This window comes from Bradyrhizobium sp. B025, assembly GCF_042257955.1.
In the GTDB taxonomy this organism is placed as follows: domain Bacteria; phylum Pseudomonadota; class Alphaproteobacteria; order Rhizobiales; family Xanthobacteraceae; genus Bradyrhizobium; species Bradyrhizobium diazoefficiens.
In genome coordinates this window covers 4,876,885-4,893,704 of record NZ_CP170150.1, presented here as the reverse complement: position 1 = coordinate 4,893,704, position 16,820 = coordinate 4,876,885, and the positions used below count along the sequence as shown (strand labels likewise).

Genomic DNA, 16,820 nt, shown 5'->3' with positions numbered 1-16,820 from the left:
ATGAATGGGGCTTGCTCTCAAAACTCGCCGCGTACGGAGGAAGTCCATGGCAGCCAAGACGAAATTCCGGGGGTCGTTCACCGCCTTGGTCACGCCGTTCAAGAACGGCTCGCTCGACGAGGCGGCGTTCCGCTCCCTGGTCAACTGGCAGATTTCCGAGGGCACCAACGGACTGGTCCCGGTCGGCACGACAGGCGAGAGCCCGACGCTCAGCCATGACGAGCACAAGAAGGTCGTCGAGTGGTGCATCGAGGAGGCCAAGGGCCGCGTGCCCGTGGTTGCCGGTGCCGGCTCCAACTCGACCAAGGAGGCGATCGAGCTGGCCCAGCACGCCGAGAAGGCGGGCGCGGACGCCGTGCTGGTGGTGACGCCTTACTACAACAAGCCGACCCAGGAGGGGATGTACCAGCACTTCAAGGCGATCAACGATGCGATCGGGATTCCGATCATCATCTACAACATCCCGCCGCGCTCGGTGATCGACATGTCGGTCGACACCATGAAGCGGCTGTGGGAGCTGAAGAACATCGCCGGCGTCAAGGACGCCACCGCCAGCATGGTCCGCGTGTCGCAGCAGCGCGCGGCGATGGGCGAGGACTTCAACCAGCTCTCGGGCGAGGACGCGACCATCCTCGGCTACATGGCCCATGGCGGCCATGGCTGCATCTCGGTGACCTCGAACGTCGCGCCGCGCCTGTGCTCGGAGTTCCACACCGCCTGGCAGAAGGGCGATCACGCCACCGCGCTGAAGCTGCACGACAAGCTGATGCCGCTGCACAACAACCTCTTCATCGAGAGCAATCCGGCGCCGATCAAGTACGCGATGTCGCTGCTCGGCAAGCTTGACGAGGCGCTGCGGCTGCCGATGGTGCCGGTGACCGAGCCGACGCGCGTTGCCGTGCGCAGCGCCATGGTTCACGCCGGCCTGATCAACTGACGCGGTAACCTTTCCGGGGAGCCTTTCATGAGCGGGGTCGATGAAAAGGGCAGGCGGATGCTCAAGGAGTTCCGCGAATTCGCCATGAAGGGCAACGTCGTCGATCTCGCGGTCGGCGTCATCATCGGCGCGGCCTTCGGCGCCATCGTCACTTCGCTGGTCGGCGACGTGATCATGCCGTTGATCGGCGCCGTCACCGGCGGCCTCGACTTCTCGAACTACTTCACCCCCTTGTCGAAGGCGGTCACCGCCACCAACTTAGCGGATGCTAAAAAGCAAGGCGCGGTCTTGGCTTGGGGCAGCTTCCTCACGCTGACGATCAACTTCATCATCATTGCCTTCGTGCTGTTCCTGGTGATCCGCGCCATCAACACCCTGAAGCGCAAGGAAGAGGCGGCACCGGCCGCTCCGCCGAAGCCGTCGGCCGAGGTCGAGCTGCTGACCGAGATCCGCGATCTCCTCAAGAAGTCTTGACGCGTCCGCTTCGTCCAAACTGTTAGCGTTCGCGCGTATCTCACTCAGGTTTGTCTGCCATGGCCGATAAGAACGAACGACCGATCAAGGTCATGGCGGAAAATCGCAAGGCCCGCTTCAACTATGCGATCGAGGATACGATCGAGGCGGGCATTGCGCTGACCGGCACCGAGGTCAAGTCGATCCGCAACGGCAAGAGCACGATCGCGGAATCCTACGCCGATTCGAAGAACGGCGAGATCTGGCTGATCAACGCCACCATTCCCGAATACCTCCAGGGCAACCGCTTCAACCACGAGCCCAAACGGCCGCGAAAGCTGCTGCTCCATCGCCGGCAGATCAACAAGCTGATCGGCGCGGTGGATCGCGAGGGCATGACGCTGATCCCGCTCAAGCTCTACTTCAACGAGCGCGGCCGCGCCAAACTGCAGCTGGCGGTTGCAAAGGGCAAGAAGCTGCACGACAAGCGCGAGACCGAGAAGAAGCGCGACTGGAGCCGGGAGAAGGGGCGCCTGCTGCGGGCGAGGGGATAGCGGGATGAATCAGAAGAACCTGCTCGAGGTCGACTGGAGCCAGATTCCGGCGCCGGCCGATGATGGCGGGGCCGCACATCTGCCGGGCATGACGCTGCCCGCGATCGGCCTGCTCGCGACCGACGACACATCAGTGATGCTGTCGGCGCTCCCCGGCCGAACCGTGGTGTTCGCCTATCCCCGCACCGGCGAGCCCGGCAAGATCTCGCTGGTCGACGATTGGGACATGATCCCGGGCGCGCGCGGCTGCACGCCGCAGACCTGCGCGTTTCGCGATCTGTTCGCCGAACTGAAGGCCGCCGGCGCCGCCCACGTGTTCGGCCTCTCGACCCAGAGCAACGAATACCAGACTGAGATGGCCTCGCGCCTGCATCTGCCGTTTCCGGTGCTGTCGGACGAGAAGCTGGCGCTGACGCGCGCCCTCAAACTGCCGACCATGGAGGTCGCAGGTCTGACGCTGATCAAGCGCCTTGCGCTGATCATCGACGACGCCAGGGTCACGCATGTGTTCTATCCGGTGTTTCCACCCGACCGGAACGCCGGCGATGTCCTGGACTGGCTGAAGGCCAATCCCGTCAAAGGCTAGTCCAAGGGCTAATCGAGGTCGGCCTTCACCTTCGCGAACACGGACCGGAACATGTCCGGCGTCAGCACGCCGGTGTTCGTGTTGTAACGCGAGCAGTGATAGCTGTCGTAGAGCCTGAACGCGCCGGCCTGGTGCACCGCGCCGTGGCCGAAAGGGGCTTGCGAGCCCTTCAGATTCAGCGGCTTGAGCACGGTGTCGTGCGCAATCCGCCCGAGCGCGACGATCGCGCGCAGGTTCGGCATCGTCGCCAGATTCGCCGCGAGAAACTGGCGGCAGGTGTTGATCTCGGCGGGCAGCGGCTTGTTCTGCGGCGGAACGCAATGCACCGCATTGGCGATGCGGCAGTCGACCAGCTTCAGCCCGTCATCGGGCCGCGCCTGATAGGCGCCCTTGGCAAAGCCGTATTCGAGCAGCGTGGCGTAGAGCAGGTCGCCGGCATAGTCGCCGGTGAAGGGACGGCCGGTGCGGTTGGCGCCCTGCATGCCCGGCGCGAGGCCGACGATCAGGAGACGCGCCTTGACGTCCCCGAAGGGGGCGACCGGGGCGTTATGCCACGACGGCTCGCGCGCGCGATTCGCCTCGCGAAAGGCGACCAGGCGCGGACAGAGCGGACAGTCACGGTCGGGGACGAGGGTGGGGGGCTGGCGGCCTGACCGGGCCGCCTCACTCCTCAAAGTCGTCATCGCCCCTCGGCGCCATCGTGGTCGCGCGCTGGAGGAATTGCGGGGCGTGGTGGCGGGCCTCGCGCTCGCCACGATCGCGCGGGGCGGGGCGTTCGGACGGGTCGCGGCCGAGCTTGGATTGCAGCTCGACGAGGTCGGTGAAGACGTCGGCCTGGCGGCGCAGCTCGTCGGCGATCATCGGCGGCTGGCTGGCGATGGTCGAGACCACCGTGACCCGCACGCCGCGGCGCTGGACGGCCTCGACCAGGGAGCGGAAGTCGCCGTCACCGGAGAACAGCACCATCTGGTCGATGTGCTCGGCGAGCTCCATCGCGTCCACGGCGAGCTCGATGTCCATGTTGCCCTTGACCTTGCGGCGGCCGGAGGCGTCGATGAACTCCTTGGTCGCCTTGGTGACGACGGTGTAGCCGTTGTAGTCCAGCCAGTCGATCAGCGGGCGGATCGAGGAGTACTCCTGATCCTCGATGATGGCGGTGTAATAGAAAGCCCGCAACAGCGTCCCGCGGCTCTGAAACTCCTTCAGCAGGCGCTTGTAGTCGATGTCGAAGCCCAGAGTTTTCGCCGTCGCGTAGAGATTGGCCCCGTCGATGAAGAGCGCGATCTTGTTGGTAGGAGAAGGTGACATTCAGTTTGCTCGCGAAGTGCTCGTGATTGATCGTTTATTGTTGGCGCGGCAGCACGCCGCGCAGTTCTAGAGTGCCGCCGAAACCCGTCGAAACCGCAAATCCGGAGAAGTCGGGGCAATCAAGGTATAGTTATGGCGAACTCTCAAACACCCGGGGCCGCCCTCGGTGGCAGCCCTGGAAATCGCCCATCCCAGCCCCAATGTGGGGGTAGCAGAGCCATTTGGCGAGGCCAAATCACAAATTGGCCTTGCGAAATTGTCTTGGCCCCTATAACTAGCCCCAATCATCCACATATTTCGTCCCACCCACAACGGAGCGACAGTCCATGGCTCGCGTCACCGTAGAAGATTGCATCGACAAGGTCGATAACCGGTTTGACCTGGTCCTGCTGGCCGCCCACCGTGCCCGCATGATTTCGTCGGGTTCACAACTAACGGTTGACCGCGATAACGACAAGAACCCTGTTGTGTCTTTGCGTGAAATTGCCGACACGACCATCTCGCCGGAGGACCTCCGCGAGGAGCTGGTGCACTCGCTCCAGAAGTTCGTCGAGGTCGACGAGCCCGAGCCGGATACGGTGCCGCTGATCGGTTCCGCCGGCGCCAGCGTCGATGCGGACGATACCGAAGTTGCCGTTGAGCGCATGACCGAAGAGGAGCTCCTGAAGGGCCTCGAAGGCCTCGCGCCGCCGGAAGAGCAGCCCGAGGAAGACGAGTAGATCGTCCCGTCGCAATCGCCGAATTCTTGTGATCTTATCAGAGGCCCGAACCTGCGTTCGGGCCTTTGCTTTTGTTGGCGTTTTCGTGGTTACCATAGTGTTGCCGGTTCGCGCCGCGCACCTGTCACCGAATTGATCGGACGCGCGCGGGATCGGAGCTAAGATGTATACAACGGGCGTCTTGAGGTCCGTTTGAAGGCAGGACGGCATGGTGTATCGACGCCGCAGATCAACGCAGATGCAGGCCGCAACCGAATCGGTTGCCGTGGCCCCGACTGCGCCGGTGGCGCGCCCGGCCAAGCCGCGTGCGCGCATGATGCGTCAATATGACCTCGTCGAGCGCGTCAGGTCCTACAATCCCAACACCAACGAAGATCTGCTGAACCGCGCCTATGTCTACGCCATGAAGGCGCACGGCTCGCAGACGCGGGCCTCGGGCGATCCGTATTTCTCGCATCCGCTCGAAGTGGCGGCGATTCTCACCGACCTGAAGCTCGACGACGCCACCATCGTGGCCGCGCTGCTGCACGACACGATCGAGGACACCGAAGCGACGCGGGCCGAGATCGACCAGATCTTCGGACCCGAGATCGGCGCGCTGGTCGAGGGCCTGACCAAGCTGAAGCGGCTGGAGCTGGTGTCGCGCGAGGCCAAGCAGGCCGAGAACCTGCGCAAATTGTTGCTGGCGATTGCCGACGATGTTCGCGTTCTCCTGGTGAAGCTCGCCGACCGCCTGCACAACATGCGCACGCTGGAATTCGTGCCGCCGGAATCGCGCAGGCGCATTGCCGAGGAGACCCTCGACATCTACGCGCCGCTCGCGGGCCGCATGGGCATGCAGGAAATGCGCGAGGAGCTGGAGGACCTGTCCTTCCGCACGCTCGACCCCGAGGCCTATTCGGTGGTGATGCAGCGGCTCGACGCGCTCGCCGAGCGCAACCGCAATCTGATCGGCGAGATCGAGGCCCAGCTCTCCAACAATCTGCGCCACCGCGGCCTTGGCGCGCGGGTTTATGGCCGCCGCAAGAAGCCGTTCTCGATCTGGACCAAGATGGAGCGCAAATCGGTCGGCTTCGAGCAATTGTCCGACATCTTCGGCTTCCGCGTCGTCGTGAACGACATCGAGGCCTGCTACCGCGCGCTCGGCATCGTCCACACCACCTGGCCGGTCGTGCCGGGGCGTTTCAAGGACTACATCTCGACGCCGAAGCAGAACGACTACCGCTCGATCCACACCACCGTGATCGGTCCGGGCAACCAGCGCGCCGAGCTCCAGATCCGTACCGAGGCGATGGACCAGATCGCCGAGCGCGGTATCGCCGCGCACGTGTTCTACAAGGAAGGCGCGGGCTCGCCGACCGAATTCCTCAAGCGCGAATCCAACGCGTTCGCCTGGCTGCGGCACACCGTCGGAATCCTCTCGGAGAGTGCCAACCCCGAGGAATTCCTCGAGCACACCAAGCTCGAGCTGTTCCACGACCAGGTGTTCTGCTTCACCCCGAAGGGCAAGCTGATCGCGCTGCCGCGCCACGCCAACGTCATCGACTTTGCCTATGCGGTGCATACCGACGTCGGCAACAGCGCGGTGGGCTGCAAGATCAACGGCAAGTTTTCGCCGCTGTCCTCGGAGCTCCAGAACGGCGACGAGGTCGAGGTGCTGACCTCGGAGGCGCAATCGGCGCCGCCGTCCGCCTGGGAGACGCTCGCGGTCACCGGCAAGGCGCGCGCCGCGATCCGCCGCGCCACGCGCACCGCCGTGCGCGACCAATATGTCGGTCTCGGCCGGCGCATCGTCGAGCGCCTGTTCGAGCGCGCCAAGATCGAATACGCCGACGACAAGCTCAAGGGTGCGCTGCCGCGGCTTGCGCGCACCTCGATCGAGGACGTCATGGCGGCTGTGGGGCGCGGCGAGATCAAGGCCTCCCACGTCGCGCGAGCGATGTATCCCGACTACAAGGAGGAGCGCGTCGCCCGCTACGGCATCAAGAAGGGGCTCGCCGCCAAGCTCAAGGAGAAGGTGGTCTCCGAGCCGCCGCGAACCCCGGTCGCGATCCCGATCCGCGGCATCAATTCCGACCTGCCGGTGAAGTTCGCGCCGAACGGCGGCGCGGTACCCGGCGACCGCATCGTCGGCATCGTCACGCCGGGCGAGGGCATCACCATCTACCCGATCCAGGCGCCGGCGCTGAAGGATTTCGAGGAGGAGCCCGAGCGCTGGCTCGACGTGCGCTGGGACATCGAGGACACCGCGCCGCAGCGCTTCCCGGCCCGCATCAGGGTCGAGAACGTCAACGAGCCCGGCGCGCTCGCGCAGATCGCGACCGTGATCGCCGAGCACGACGGCAACATCGACAACATCAGCATGCAGCGCCGCTCTCCGGACTTCACGGAGACGACGATCGATCTCGAAGTCTACGACCTGAAGCACCTGAGCGCGATCCTGGCCCAGTTGCGCGCGAAGGCGGTCGTCGCCCGCGTCGAACGTGTTAATGGATAGGCGTCTTTCGTATTCGCCTGTCCTTCGAATTTGTGAGCCTTGCAATGCCCGCTTCTCCGCTCCGCCTCGGCGTCAATGTCGACCATGTCGCGACCCTGCGTAACGCGCGCGGCGGCCGCAATCCCGATCCGGTGCGCGCCGCCCTGCTGGCGATCGAGGCCGGCGCCGACGGCATCACCGCGCATCTGCGCGAGGATCGCCGCCATATCCGCGACGAGGACATGGCGCGGCTGAAGGCCGAGATCTCCAAGCCGCTCAATTTCGAGATGGCGGCGACCGACGACATGATGCGCATCTCGCTCGCCACCAGGCCGCACGCGGCGTGCCTCGTGCCGGAGCGCCGGCAGGAGGTGACGACCGAGGGCGGACTGGATGTCGTCGGCCAGCACAATGCGCTCGCGCCCTACATCGCCCGGCTGAACGATGCCGGAATCCGCGTCTCGCTGTTCATCGCCGCGGACCCCGCGCAGATCGAGATGGCGGCGCGGCTGCGCGCGCCCGTGATCGAGATCCACACCGGCGCCTGGTGCGATGCCGTCGTCGACGGCCACACCGAGAAGGCCGACGCAGAGTGGAAGCGGATCGTGGCGGGTGCGAAGCTGGCGAAGGACGCGGGGCTGGAGGTTCACGCCGGCCACGGGCTCGACTATGCGACGGCGGAGACGATCGCAGCTCTGCCCGACATCATGGAGCTCAATATCGGCTACTACATGATCGGCGAGGCGCTGTTCGTCGGTCTCGCCGAGACGGTGCGCAGCATGCGCGCTGCGATGGACCGCGGCCGGAGCCGGGCATGATCATCGGCATCGGCTCCGACCTGATCGACATCACCCGCGTCGGCAAGGTGATCGAGCGCCATGGCGAACGCTTTCTCGACCGCATCTTCACCGCGGCCGAGCGGGCCAAGGCGGAGCGGCGCGCCAAGAACGAGAAGATGGTGGTGGCGACCTACGCCAAGCGCTTTGCCGCCAAGGAGGCCTGCTCGAAGGCGCTCGGCACCGGGATCAGGCGCGGCGTCTGGTGGCGCGACATGGGGGTGGTCAACCTGCCGGGTGGACGGCCGACCATGCAGCTGACCGGCGGCGCTCTGGCCCGGCTCCAGGCCCTGACGCCGGATGGCTTCGAGGCGCGGATCGACGTGTCGATTACCGATGACTGGCCGCTCGCACAGGCCTTCGTCATCATTTCGGCCGTTCCGCTGGCCAAGTCCTGACCGTTCCCAGGTCATTTTATAATTCTTGTTAAGAATCAATATCTTATGCAGTTTTGATGCGATCCTTGATTGCGTGGCCTCCGACAACCGTCTAAAAGTCCGCGGACGCAAATCAGGCTGGGCGAATTCGGCTTTACGCCGGAATTGGCCCTCATTATCAGAATCAGGACAATCTCCTTGGGCCGCGAAGCGATGGGCTGTTCGCGGGAGGAGGGCGCTCTGTGACCGCCGGCCGGAATTGAGAGAGCAATGAGCGTGACTTCGGGAACGAAAACTGAAAGCGGCGTCGGCGAAACGATCCGGGTCGTGATCCACGCTCTCCTGATCGCGCTCGTGATCCGCACCTTTCTGTTCCAGCCCTTCAACATCCCGTCCGGCTCGATGAAGGCGACGCTGCTGGTCGGCGACTATCTGTTCGTCTCGAAATATTCCTACGGCTATAGCCACTACTCGATCCCGTTCTCGCCGCCGCTGTTCTCGGGGCGGCTCTGGGGCTCGGACCCGAACCGCGGCGACATCGTCGTGTTTCGCCTGCCGAAGGACGATTCCACCGACTACATCAAGCGCGTGATCGGGCTTCCCGGCGACCGCGTCCAGATGAAGGACGGGCTGCTCTACATCAACGACACCCCGGTCGAGCGGCAGCGCATGAGCGAATATGTCGGCGAGGATCCGTGCGGCTCCGAAGGCGGCGGCATCTCCCGGGTCAAGCGCTGGAAGGAAACGCTGCCGAACGGCGTGTCCTATGAGACGCTGGACTGCGCCGACAACGGCTACATGGACACCACCAACGTCTACACCGTGCCGGCCGGCCATTTCTTCATGATGGGCGACAATCGCGACAATTCCACCGACAGCCGCTTCCTCGGCCAGGTCGGCTACGTGCCGCAGGAGAATTTGATCGGCCGAGCCCAGATGATCTTCTTCTCCATCGCCGAAGGCGAGCATGCCTGGATGTTCTGGCGCTGGCCGTGGGCGGTGCGCTGGAATCGCTTCTTCAAAATCGTCCGATGAAAGACGAAGCCAAGGACATCACGACCCAGCCGACCGAAGCGCAAGCCGCTCCTGACGGCGAAGCTGTGACCAAGACGCCTGCCAAGAAGAAGCGGGCGCGGAGCAGCAAGGCCAAGGGCACGGATGCGAACGCGGCGCTTGAGGCGCGCATCGGCCACAGCTTCGCCGACCCGAACCTGCTGATGCAGGGGATCACGCATGTCTCGGCGCTGAAATCCGGGCGCAAGCGCGGCGACAGCTATCAGCGGCTGGAATTCCTCGGCGACCACGTGCTCGGGCTCGTCGTGTCCGACATGCTCTACCACGCCTTCCCGAACGCCGACGAAGGCGAGCTGTCCAAGCGCCTTGCCGAACTCGTGCGCAAGGAGAGCTGTGCCGACGTCGCCAAGTCGCTCGGGCTGCTCGACGACATCAAGCTCGGCTCGGTCGGTCCCAGCGCCGACGCCCGCCTGCGCAAGAGCGTGCTCGGCGACATCTGCGAAGCCGTGATCGGCGCCATCTTCCTCGACGGCGGCCATGCGGCGGCGGCCGAATTCGTCAAGCGCAACTGGACCGAGCGCATGCACAAGCCGAGGCGTCCGTTGCGCGATCCCAAGACCGTGCTGCAGGAATGGGCGCAGGGGAAGGGCCTGCCGACGCCTGTTTACCGCGAGGTCGAGCGCACCGGCCCGCATCACGATCCGCAGTTCCGCGTCGCGGTGGACCTGCCGGGACTGGCGCCGGCGGAAGGTATCGGCGGCAGCAAGCGCGCGGCAGAGAAGGTGGCGGCCTCGGTGATGATCGAACGTGAAGGTGTTGGCGGCGGCAATGACGGTTGAAGCAAGCGGCGAGGCGCCCGCCGCGACGCGCTGCGGCTTCGTTGCGCTGATCGGCGCACCGAATGTCGGCAAGTCCACGCTGGTCAACGCGCTGGTCGGCGCCAAGGTCACGATCGTCTCGCGCAAGGTGCAGACCACGCGCGCGCTGATCCGCGGCATCGTCATCGAGAACAACGCGCAGATCATCCTGGTCGACACGCCCGGCATCTTCTCGCCGAAGCGCAGGCTCGACCGCGCCATGGTCTCGACCGCCTGGAGCGGGGCGTACGACGCCGATCTCGTCTGCGTGCTGCTCGACGCCAAGACCGGCATCGACGAGGAGGCCGAGGCGATCCTCGCCAAGGCGGCAAGCGTCAATCACGACAAGATCCTGGTGATCAACAAGGTCGACCTGGTCCAGCGCGAGAAGCTGCTGGCGCTGGCGCAGGCGGCCAACGAGCGCATGCCGTTCGCCAAGACCTTCATGATCGCGGCAATCTCCGGCGACGGCGTCGACGACCTCCGCTCGACGCTTGCCGAGATGGTGCCGCCGGGGCCGTTCCTCTATCCCGAGGACCAGATGTCGGACGCGCCGATGCGGCACTTGGCGGCCGAGATCACGCGCGAGAAGATCTATCGCAAGCTGCACCAGGAATTGCCCTACCAGTCCACGGTCGAGACCGACAAGTGGGAGGAGCGCAAGGACAAGTCGGTGCGCATCGAGCAGACGATCTTCGTCGAGCGCGAAAGCCAGCGCAAGATCGTGCTCGGCAAGGGCGGCGCCACCATCAAGTCGATCGGCGCGGATTCGCGCAAGGAGATTAGTGAGATCCTCGGCGTGCCGGTGCACCTGTTCCTGTTCGTCAAGGTGCGCGAGAACTGGGGCGACGATCCCGATCGCTACCGCGAGATGGGCCTGGAATTTCCCAAAGAATAAGCAAGAACAGATCGGTATCCGATGAGCGTGCCCACGAACGTCCGGCGCTTCGAAGCGCTGCTCTATGCGTCGTTGATGCTGGATGCGCTGTCGGTCGCGGTGCAGGACCGCACGCCCAATGCCGAGATGACCGAGCAGATGATCATGACGGCGACGCTGCTCGCCGGCGGCATGATCCTGCTGCTGGTCTATTTCGTCTGGCTGGCTGCGCATTGGCGCAAGAACTGGCCGCGCTGGGTGCTGGCCGCAGCGCTGGTGCTGTCGGTGATCTCGCTCGGCCAGATCATCGGCGAGAAGGGCATGGAGCTCGACAGCGCCATCGAGATCGTGTCCTGCGTGCTGACCACGATGGGCCTGTATTTCTCCTTCAGCGGCGACGCGCAGGGCTGGTTCAACGCGTGAGGTTTTGCGCGGTGCCGTAGGGTGGGCAAAGGTGCGCCCTTGCGCGCCGTGCCCACCACGATCGCGGTGGATCAAAATTGGTGGGCGCGCTTCGCTTTGGCCACCCGACGGTCGCTCAAAATGCTAGACTTCCTTCAATGGAATGGACCGACGAAGGCATCGTGCTGGGGGTGCGGCGGCATGGCGAGAGCAGCGCCATCGTCGAACTGCTGACGCGCGCGCACGGCCGCCATCTCGGTCTCGTGCGCGGCGGTGCCGGCTCGCGGATGCGGCCCTTGCTGCAACCGGGCAACAGCGTCAGCGCGGTGTGGCGGGCGCGGCTCGACGAGCATCTCGGCACCTACGCGGTCGAGGGCCTGAAGCTGCGTGCGGCCACGCTGCTGGCCTCGTCCCATGGCGTCTACGGCATCACCCATCTCGCCTCGATCGCGCGGCTCCTTCCCGAGCGCGATCCGCACGAGGAGATATTCGGGCTGCTCGAACATTCGCTCGACGATTTCGACGACATCGGCAGCGCGGCCGTACACGTGATCCATTTCGAGCTGGCGATGCTCGCCGAGCTCGGCTTCGGGCTCGCGCTGGACAACTGCGCGGTGACCGGGGAGACCACGGACCTGATCTACGTTTCGCCGAAATCCGGCGGCGCGGTGTCGCGCGGCGCGGGCGAGCCATGGCGCGACCGGCTGCTGCGCCTGCCGCCGTTCCTGCGCCACGGCGAAACCGCGACCGAGCTCACCGACCAGGATCTTCAGGACGGTTTTCGGCTGACCGGATTGTTCCTGCTGCGCCACGTGCTGGAGCCGCGCGGGCAGGTCCATTCCGACGCGCGGGCCGGCTTCATCAATGCCTTGACGCGGCAGCAGGCGAGGGCGGCGATCCCGGCGCCATGACGTCAGCGCGCCTCTGTATTGTCTGATCAGATGGCATGTCCCGGAACCAAATCGGGTTTCCTGGATTGGCCCGTGGGGTTCCAACCCGGGGATAAACCTGATGCTGATTAAGGGACTTATTGTGTCGGCAGCGCTGATTGCGCTGGCGCCGGACGCCCTCGCAGGCGAGCAAACAGGACTGGTTCGCCGTGCCTCCTGCACGGTCGTCAGGTTCTATGTAGCCAAATATTCGGCAGCAGCCGCAGAGGCATGGGCCCGGTCCAAGGGCGCGACGGAAGCAGAGATCGAGACTGCCCGGCGCTGCCTGACCAACGCGCCGACCACCACACAGGCCCAAAATCGCCAGGCCACCCAGACCGTGACCGCCGGCTGGGCGGGGCAGTAAGCCGCCCACAGGGAACCAATCCATCCTTGCCCGATTCGCTTCCACGGTTTAACCGGGCGGCATGGGAAAACGATTGATTCCGCCGGAACCGGCCGAAATCCATGAGGTGCCGCTGCGTGAGGCGCTGGAAGAGCGCTATCTCGCCTATGCGCTCTCCACCATCATGCACCGTGCGCTGCCGGACGCACGCGACGGCCTGAAGCCGGTGCACCGGCGCATCCTCTACGGCATGCGCCTGCTCAGGCTCGACCCCGGCACGGCCTTCAAGAAATCCGCCAAGATCGTCGGCGACGTGATGGGCTCGTTCCATCCGCATGGCGACCAGGCGATCTACGACGCCATGGTGCGGCTCGCGCAGGATTTCTCCTCGCGCTACCCGCTGGTCGACGGCCAAGGCAATTTCGGCAATATCGACGGCGATAACCCCGCCGCCTACCGCTACACCGAAGCGCGCATGACCGATGTCGCGCGGCTTCTGCTCGAGGGCATCGACGAGGACGGCGTTGAATTCCGTCCCAATTACGACGGCCAGTCGAAGGAGCCGATCGTCCTGCCCGGCGGCTTCCCGAACCTGCTCGCCAACGGCGCGCAGGGCATCGCGGTCGGCATGGCGACCTCGATCCCGCCGCACAATGCCGCCGAGCTCTGCGACGCGGCGCTGCATCTGATCGAGAAGCCCGACGCGAAATCCAAGGCGCTGCTGAAGTGGGTGAAGGGCCCGGACTTTCCGACCGGCGGCATCTGCGTCGATTCCAAGCAGGCGATCGCGGAGGCCTACACGACCGGCCGCGGCTCGTTCCGCGTCCGCGCCAGGTGGGAGCAGGAAGAGGGCGCACGCGGCACCTGGGTCGTCGTCGTCACCGAGATCCCCTTTCTGGTGCAGAAGTCGCGCCTGATCGAGAAGATCGCCGAGCTTCAGGATCAGAAGAAGTTGCCGCTGGTCGGCGACGTCAGGGACGAGTCGGCCGAAGACGTCCGCATCGTGATCGAGCCGAAGTCGAAGAACGTCGATCCGGCGCTGATGATGGAATCGCTGTTCCGGCTGACCGAGCTCGAAAACAAGATTCCGCTGAACCTCAACGTGCTGATCAAGGGCCGCATCCCCAAGGTCGTGGGGCTCGCGGAGTGCCTGCGCGAATGGCTCGACCATCTGCGCGACGTCCTGATCCGGCGCAGCAACTACCGCAAGGCGCAGATCGAGCATCGGCTGGAAGTTCTCGGCGGCTTCCTGATCGCCTATCTGAACATCGACAAGGTGATCAAGATCATCCGCACCGAGGATGAGCCGAAGCCGGCGCTGATGAAGGCGTTCAAGCTTACCGAGGTGCAGGCCGAAGCCATCCTCAACATGCGGCTCCGCTCGTTGCGCAAGCTCGAGGAAATGGAGATCCGCACCGAGGACAAGAACCTCCGCAACGAGCTCAAGGGCATCAATGCGGTGCTCGCCTCGGAAGCCGAGCAGTGGAAGAAGGTCGGCGAGCAGGTCGGCAAGGTCCGCGACATGTTCGGGCCGAAGACGCCGCTCGGCAAGCGCCGCACCACCTTTGCGGATGCGCCCGAGCACGATCTCGCCGCGATCGAGGAGGCCTTCGTCGAGCGCGAGCCGGTGACGGTCGTCGTGTCCGACAAGGGCTGGATCCGCACCATGAAGGGGCATGTCGAGGATCTCTCGGGCCTTGCCTTCAAGCAGGACGACAGGCTCGGCTTCGCGTTCTTTGCGGAGACGACCTCGAAGCTGCTGCTGTTCGCCACCAACGGCAAGTTCTACTCGCTCGATGTCGCGAAACTTCCGGGCGGCCGCGGTCACGGCGAGCCGATCCGCCTGTTCATCGACCTCGAGCAGGAGGCGGCGCCCGTCGCGCTGTTCGTCAACAAGGGTGGACGCAAATTCCTGGTCGCGAGCCACGAGGGCCAGGGCTTTGTCGTCAACGAGGACGATTGCGTCGGCACCACCAAGAAGGGCAAGCAGGTCCTCAACGTCGACATGCCGAACGAGGCACGCACGGTCACCGAGGTGGTCGGCGACACCGTCGCGGTCATCGGCGAGAACCGCAAGATGCTGGTGTTCCCGCTCGACCAGATCCCGGAGATGGCCCGCGGCCGCGGCGTCCGCTTGCAGAAATACAAAGACGGCGGTCTCTCCGACGTCGTCGTGTTCGACGCCAAGGCCGGCCTGACCTGGAAGGACTCCGCGGGCCGCGAATTCTCCGCGACCATGAAGGAGCTCGCGGAGTGGCAGGGCACCCGCGCCGACGCCGGCCGCCTGCCGCCGAAGGGTTTCCCGAAGTCGAACAAGTTCGGCCGGGGGATCGAGTAGGGGCTGCGACTGCCTGCCACAACACCGTGTCATGCCCCGCGAAGGCGGGGCATCCAGTACGCCGCAGCCTCTCGGCCGAACCACAATCGTCTCTGGAATACTGGATCGCCCGCCTTCGCGGGCGATGACACCGACGGTGTAGCCCGCAAACGCTTGGCAGATAGCCGTGAGCGCATACGTGCCTCCGTTGATCGGGCACGAACATTGCTTTTTCCTGGCGACTGCAAACGACAAGTCAAAAGGCAAATAAGCAACAATGTTCAAGCCAAAGTCATTCATTCCGGCGCTGTTCGCCCTCGCGCTGGTTGCCGGGCCGGCACATGCAGCGGGCAATCTCGTCGCGGTGCTCGAGGCGGAGATCGTCACGCTCGATCCGCATTTTTCCACGGCCTATATTTCGCGCACGTTCGGCTACATGGTGTTCGACACGCTGTTTGCGAAGGATTCCAAGGGCGAGATCAAACCGCAGATGGTGCAGGACTGGAAGGTCTCGCCCGATGGCTTGACCTACAGCTTCACGCTGCGCGACGGCTTGAAGTGGCATGACGGCCAGCCGGTCACGGCGGCCGACTGCGTCGCATCGCTGCGCCGCTGGGGCACCCGCAGTGCGCTTGGTCGCCGCATCTTCGCGATCACGGCCTCGCTCGAGCCGACGGACGCCAAAACGTTCGTGCTGACGCTGAAGGAGCCGTCCGGCCTCGTCATCGACGCGCTCGGCAATCCGGTCAGCCCCGTCGCCTTCATGATGCCCGAGCGCATTGCCAAGACACCCGGTGATCAGCGCATCACCGAGATCGTCGGCTCCGGCCCGTTCGTCTACAGCAAGGCCGATCACCGCACCGGCGACCGCATGATCCTGAAGAAGTTCGCCGACTATGTGCCGCGCCCCGAGCCCGCCGACTTCCTCGCCGGCGGCAAGCGCGTCAATGTCGACACGCTCGAGATCCGCGTCATTCCGGACGGAGCGACCGCGGCTTCCGCGCTCCAGGCCGGCGAAGTCGATTTCATGCAGTACGCGCCGTTCGATCTGCTGCCGACCCTGGAGAAGAACTCCCGCGTGAAGCTGCTCAATTTCACCGGCGGCAACATGTTCGCCGGCGCCTATCGCCTCAACGCCGCGTCGAAACCGTTCGACGATCCGGCGATCCGGCGCGTGCTGTGGAAGCTGGTCGACCAGCGCGAAGTGCTGGATGCGCTCGGCCTCGACGCCAAATACGCCACGCCCTGCGCGACCTTCTTCACATGCGGCACCACCTATGACAGCAAGGCCGGCACGGAAGCCGCCGCAAAGCCGTCGATCGAAGCGGCGCGCGCCGCGCTGAAGGCGACCAAATATGCCGGCGAGCCCGTGATCGTCATGGAGGCCAACGACCTCGAAGCCCCGCGCGTCTCGGCGCAGGTGCTGGCCGAGCGGCTGAAGCAGGCCGGCTTCAACGTCGATCTCCAGGTGATGGATTGGGCGAGCGTGCTGGCGCGCCGTGCCAAGAAGGAGGGCTGGAGCGTCTATGGCGTTCACGCCGGCGGCTTCGATCTCGGCTCGCCGCTGACCAACGTCATGGTGGCGTTCAACTGTGCCGACTTCACCGGCTGGCAATGCGATGCGCGCATCACGCCACTCATGGAAGCCTTCGCCAAGGCGCCTGCCGAGGAGGATCGCAAGACAATCGCGGCCGAGATTCAGACGGTGATGTACGACCAGGCGCCCGGGATTCCCTGGGGCCAGTTCGCCCAGCCGGCGCTTTATCGCGCGACGCTGCGCAATCTGATACCGTCCGCCATCCCGGTGTTCTGGAACGTTGAGAAGTAACGCG

General features: G+C 64.9%; 18 protein-coding genes. 16 read left to right on the top strand and 2 right to left on the bottom strand.

Features of this window, described 5'->3' with window-relative positions; all coding sequences use genetic code 11:
• Positions 1-46: 46 nt before the first annotated feature.
• Genes dapA through ACE10W_RS22690 form a run of 4 tightly spaced genes read left to right on the top strand, consistent with a single transcriptional unit; the run spans position 47 to position 2,530 of the window.
• Positions 47-937 (top strand): 4-hydroxy-tetrahydrodipicolinate synthase, encoded by an 891-nt coding sequence (dapA, locus tag ACE10W_RS22705; RefSeq protein ID WP_375761989.1) that lies wholly within the window; start codon positions 47-49, stop codon positions 935-937.
• 57 nt (positions 938-994) lie between these two features.
• Positions 995-1,411 (top strand): large conductance mechanosensitive channel protein MscL, encoded by a 417-nt coding sequence (mscL, locus tag ACE10W_RS22700; RefSeq protein WP_027547170.1) that lies wholly within the window; start codon positions 995-997, stop codon positions 1,409-1,411.
• A 59-nt stretch (positions 1,412-1,470) separates the two neighbouring features.
• Positions 1,471-1,944 carry an SsrA-binding protein SmpB gene (smpB, locus tag ACE10W_RS22695; RefSeq protein WP_011087830.1) on the top strand — a complete coding sequence of 158 codons (474 nt, stop codon included), beginning with the start codon at positions 1,471-1,473 and terminating at the stop codon, positions 1,942-1,944.
• 4 nt (positions 1,945-1,948) lie between these two features.
• A complete protein-coding gene (locus ACE10W_RS22690; protein ID WP_110116265.1) occupies positions 1,949-2,530 on the top strand; it encodes a peroxiredoxin in 582 nt (193 codons plus the stop codon).
• Positions 2,531-2,538: 8 nt separating this feature from the next.
• Here ACE10W_RS22690 and ACE10W_RS22685 read toward each other — a convergent pair whose 3' ends face one another.
• A complete protein-coding gene (locus ACE10W_RS22685; protein WP_028171606.1) occupies positions 2,539-3,213 on the bottom strand; it encodes a uracil-DNA glycosylase in 675 nt (224 codons plus the stop codon).
• Complete coding sequence (locus ACE10W_RS22680; RefSeq protein WP_011087827.1) at positions 3,194-3,838, bottom strand: NYN domain-containing protein; 645 nt, start codon at positions 3,836-3,838, stop codon at positions 3,194-3,196. Before ACE10W_RS22680 ends, ACE10W_RS22685 begins: the two co-directional genes overlap by 20 nt.
• Positions 3,839-4,164: 326 nt before the next feature.
• On the opposite strand from ACE10W_RS22680, the gene rpoZ reads away from it, so the two are divergent.
• From rpoZ to ACE10W_RS22620, 12 genes are all read left to right on the top strand, one after another.
• Positions 4,165-4,557 carry a DNA-directed RNA polymerase subunit omega gene (gene rpoZ, locus ACE10W_RS22675; protein ID WP_008133017.1) on the top strand — a complete coding sequence of 131 codons (393 nt, stop codon included), beginning with the start codon at positions 4,165-4,167 and terminating at the stop codon, positions 4,555-4,557.
• A 208-nt stretch (positions 4,558-4,765) separates the two neighbouring features.
• The gene (locus ACE10W_RS22670; protein ID WP_011087826.1) at positions 4,766-7,054 is read left to right on the top strand and encodes a bifunctional (p)ppGpp synthetase/guanosine-3',5'-bis(diphosphate) 3'-pyrophosphohydrolase; all 2,289 of its coding nucleotides are present in this window, start codon (positions 4,766-4,768) and stop codon (positions 7,052-7,054) included.
• Positions 7,055-7,098: 44 nt separating this feature from the next.
• Positions 7,099-7,851, top strand: coding sequence for a pyridoxine 5'-phosphate synthase (locus tag ACE10W_RS22665; RefSeq protein ID WP_375761988.1), 753 nt, complete (start codon positions 7,099-7,101; stop codon positions 7,849-7,851).
• A complete protein-coding gene (gene acpS, locus ACE10W_RS22660) occupies positions 7,848-8,267 on the top strand; it encodes a holo-ACP synthase (protein ID WP_011087824.1) in 420 nt (139 codons plus the stop codon). Before ACE10W_RS22665 ends, acpS begins: the two co-directional genes overlap by 4 nt.
• Positions 8,268-8,516: 249 nt before the next feature.
• Positions 8,517-9,281, top strand: a complete 765-nt coding sequence (gene lepB, locus ACE10W_RS22655; protein ID WP_011087823.1) for a signal peptidase I — start codon at positions 8,517-8,519, stop codon at positions 9,279-9,281.
• The gene (rnc, locus tag ACE10W_RS22650; protein ID WP_011087822.1) at positions 9,278-10,099 is read left to right on the top strand and encodes a ribonuclease III; all 822 of its coding nucleotides are present in this window, start codon (positions 9,278-9,280) and stop codon (positions 10,097-10,099) included. Before lepB ends, rnc begins: the two co-directional genes overlap by 4 nt.
• Positions 10,089-11,015 (top strand): GTPase Era, encoded by a 927-nt coding sequence (era, locus tag ACE10W_RS22645; protein WP_375761987.1) that lies wholly within the window; start codon positions 10,089-10,091, stop codon positions 11,013-11,015. The genes rnc and era overlap by 11 nt, the downstream gene beginning before the upstream one ends.
• Before the next feature lie 21 nt (positions 11,016-11,036).
• On the top strand, positions 11,037-11,417 hold the full coding sequence (locus tag ACE10W_RS22640; protein WP_011087820.1) for a hypothetical protein: 381 nt from the start codon (positions 11,037-11,039) through the stop codon (positions 11,415-11,417).
• A gap of 137 nt (positions 11,418-11,554) precedes the next feature.
• Entirely contained in the window at positions 11,555-12,307 is a 753-nt protein-coding gene (recO, locus tag ACE10W_RS22635; RefSeq protein ID WP_304547056.1) for a DNA repair protein RecO, read from the top strand.
• Positions 12,308-12,407: 100 nt separating this feature from the next.
• On the top strand, positions 12,408-12,692 hold the full coding sequence (locus tag ACE10W_RS22630; RefSeq protein WP_028171610.1) for a hypothetical protein: 285 nt from the start codon (positions 12,408-12,410) through the stop codon (positions 12,690-12,692).
• A gap of 61 nt (positions 12,693-12,753) precedes the next feature.
• Positions 12,754-15,009 (top strand): DNA topoisomerase IV subunit A, encoded by a 2,256-nt coding sequence (gene parC, locus ACE10W_RS22625; RefSeq protein WP_011087818.1) that lies wholly within the window; start codon positions 12,754-12,756, stop codon positions 15,007-15,009.
• Positions 15,010-15,265: 256 nt separating this feature from the next.
• A complete protein-coding gene (locus ACE10W_RS22620) occupies positions 15,266-16,816 on the top strand; it encodes an ABC transporter substrate-binding protein (protein ID WP_375761986.1) in 1,551 nt (516 codons plus the stop codon).
• Positions 16,817-16,820 lie beyond the last annotated feature (4 nt).

Coding starts and splice junctions, on each gene's coding strand:
- dapA (WP_375761989.1), top strand. CDS start 47: ATGGCAGCCAAGACGAAATTCCGGGGGTCGTTCACCGCCTTGGTCACG.
- mscL (WP_027547170.1), top strand. CDS start 995: ATGCTCAAGGAGTTCCGCGAATTCGCCATGAAGGGCAACGTCGTCGAT.
- smpB (WP_011087830.1), top strand. CDS start 1,471: ATGGCCGATAAGAACGAACGACCGATCAAGGTCATGGCGGAAAATCGC.
- ACE10W_RS22690 (WP_110116265.1), top strand. CDS start 1,949: ATGAATCAGAAGAACCTGCTCGAGGTCGACTGGAGCCAGATTCCGGCG.
- ACE10W_RS22685 (WP_028171606.1), bottom strand. CDS start 3,213: ATGACGACTTTGAGGAGTGAGGCGGCCCGGTCAGGCCGCCAGCCCCCC.
- ACE10W_RS22680 (WP_011087827.1), bottom strand. CDS start 3,838: ATGTCACCTTCTCCTACCAACAAGATCGCGCTCTTCATCGACGGGGCC.
- rpoZ (WP_008133017.1), top strand. CDS start 4,165: ATGGCTCGCGTCACCGTAGAAGATTGCATCGACAAGGTCGATAACCGG.
- ACE10W_RS22670 (WP_011087826.1), top strand. CDS start 4,766: ATGGTGTATCGACGCCGCAGATCAACGCAGATGCAGGCCGCAACCGAA.
- ACE10W_RS22665 (WP_375761988.1), top strand. CDS start 7,099: ATGCCCGCTTCTCCGCTCCGCCTCGGCGTCAATGTCGACCATGTCGCG.
- acpS (WP_011087824.1), top strand. CDS start 7,848: ATGATCATCGGCATCGGCTCCGACCTGATCGACATCACCCGCGTCGGC.
- lepB (WP_011087823.1), top strand. CDS start 8,517: ATGAGCGTGACTTCGGGAACGAAAACTGAAAGCGGCGTCGGCGAAACG.
- rnc (WP_011087822.1), top strand. CDS start 9,278: ATGAAAGACGAAGCCAAGGACATCACGACCCAGCCGACCGAAGCGCAA.
- era (WP_375761987.1), top strand. CDS start 10,089: ATGACGGTTGAAGCAAGCGGCGAGGCGCCCGCCGCGACGCGCTGCGGC.
- ACE10W_RS22640 (WP_011087820.1), top strand. CDS start 11,037: ATGAGCGTGCCCACGAACGTCCGGCGCTTCGAAGCGCTGCTCTATGCG.
- recO (WP_304547056.1), top strand. CDS start 11,555: ATGGAATGGACCGACGAAGGCATCGTGCTGGGGGTGCGGCGGCATGGC.
- ACE10W_RS22630 (WP_028171610.1), top strand. CDS start 12,408: ATGCTGATTAAGGGACTTATTGTGTCGGCAGCGCTGATTGCGCTGGCG.
- parC (WP_011087818.1), top strand. CDS start 12,754: ATGGGAAAACGATTGATTCCGCCGGAACCGGCCGAAATCCATGAGGTG.
- ACE10W_RS22620 (WP_375761986.1), top strand. CDS start 15,266: ATGTTCAAGCCAAAGTCATTCATTCCGGCGCTGTTCGCCCTCGCGCTG.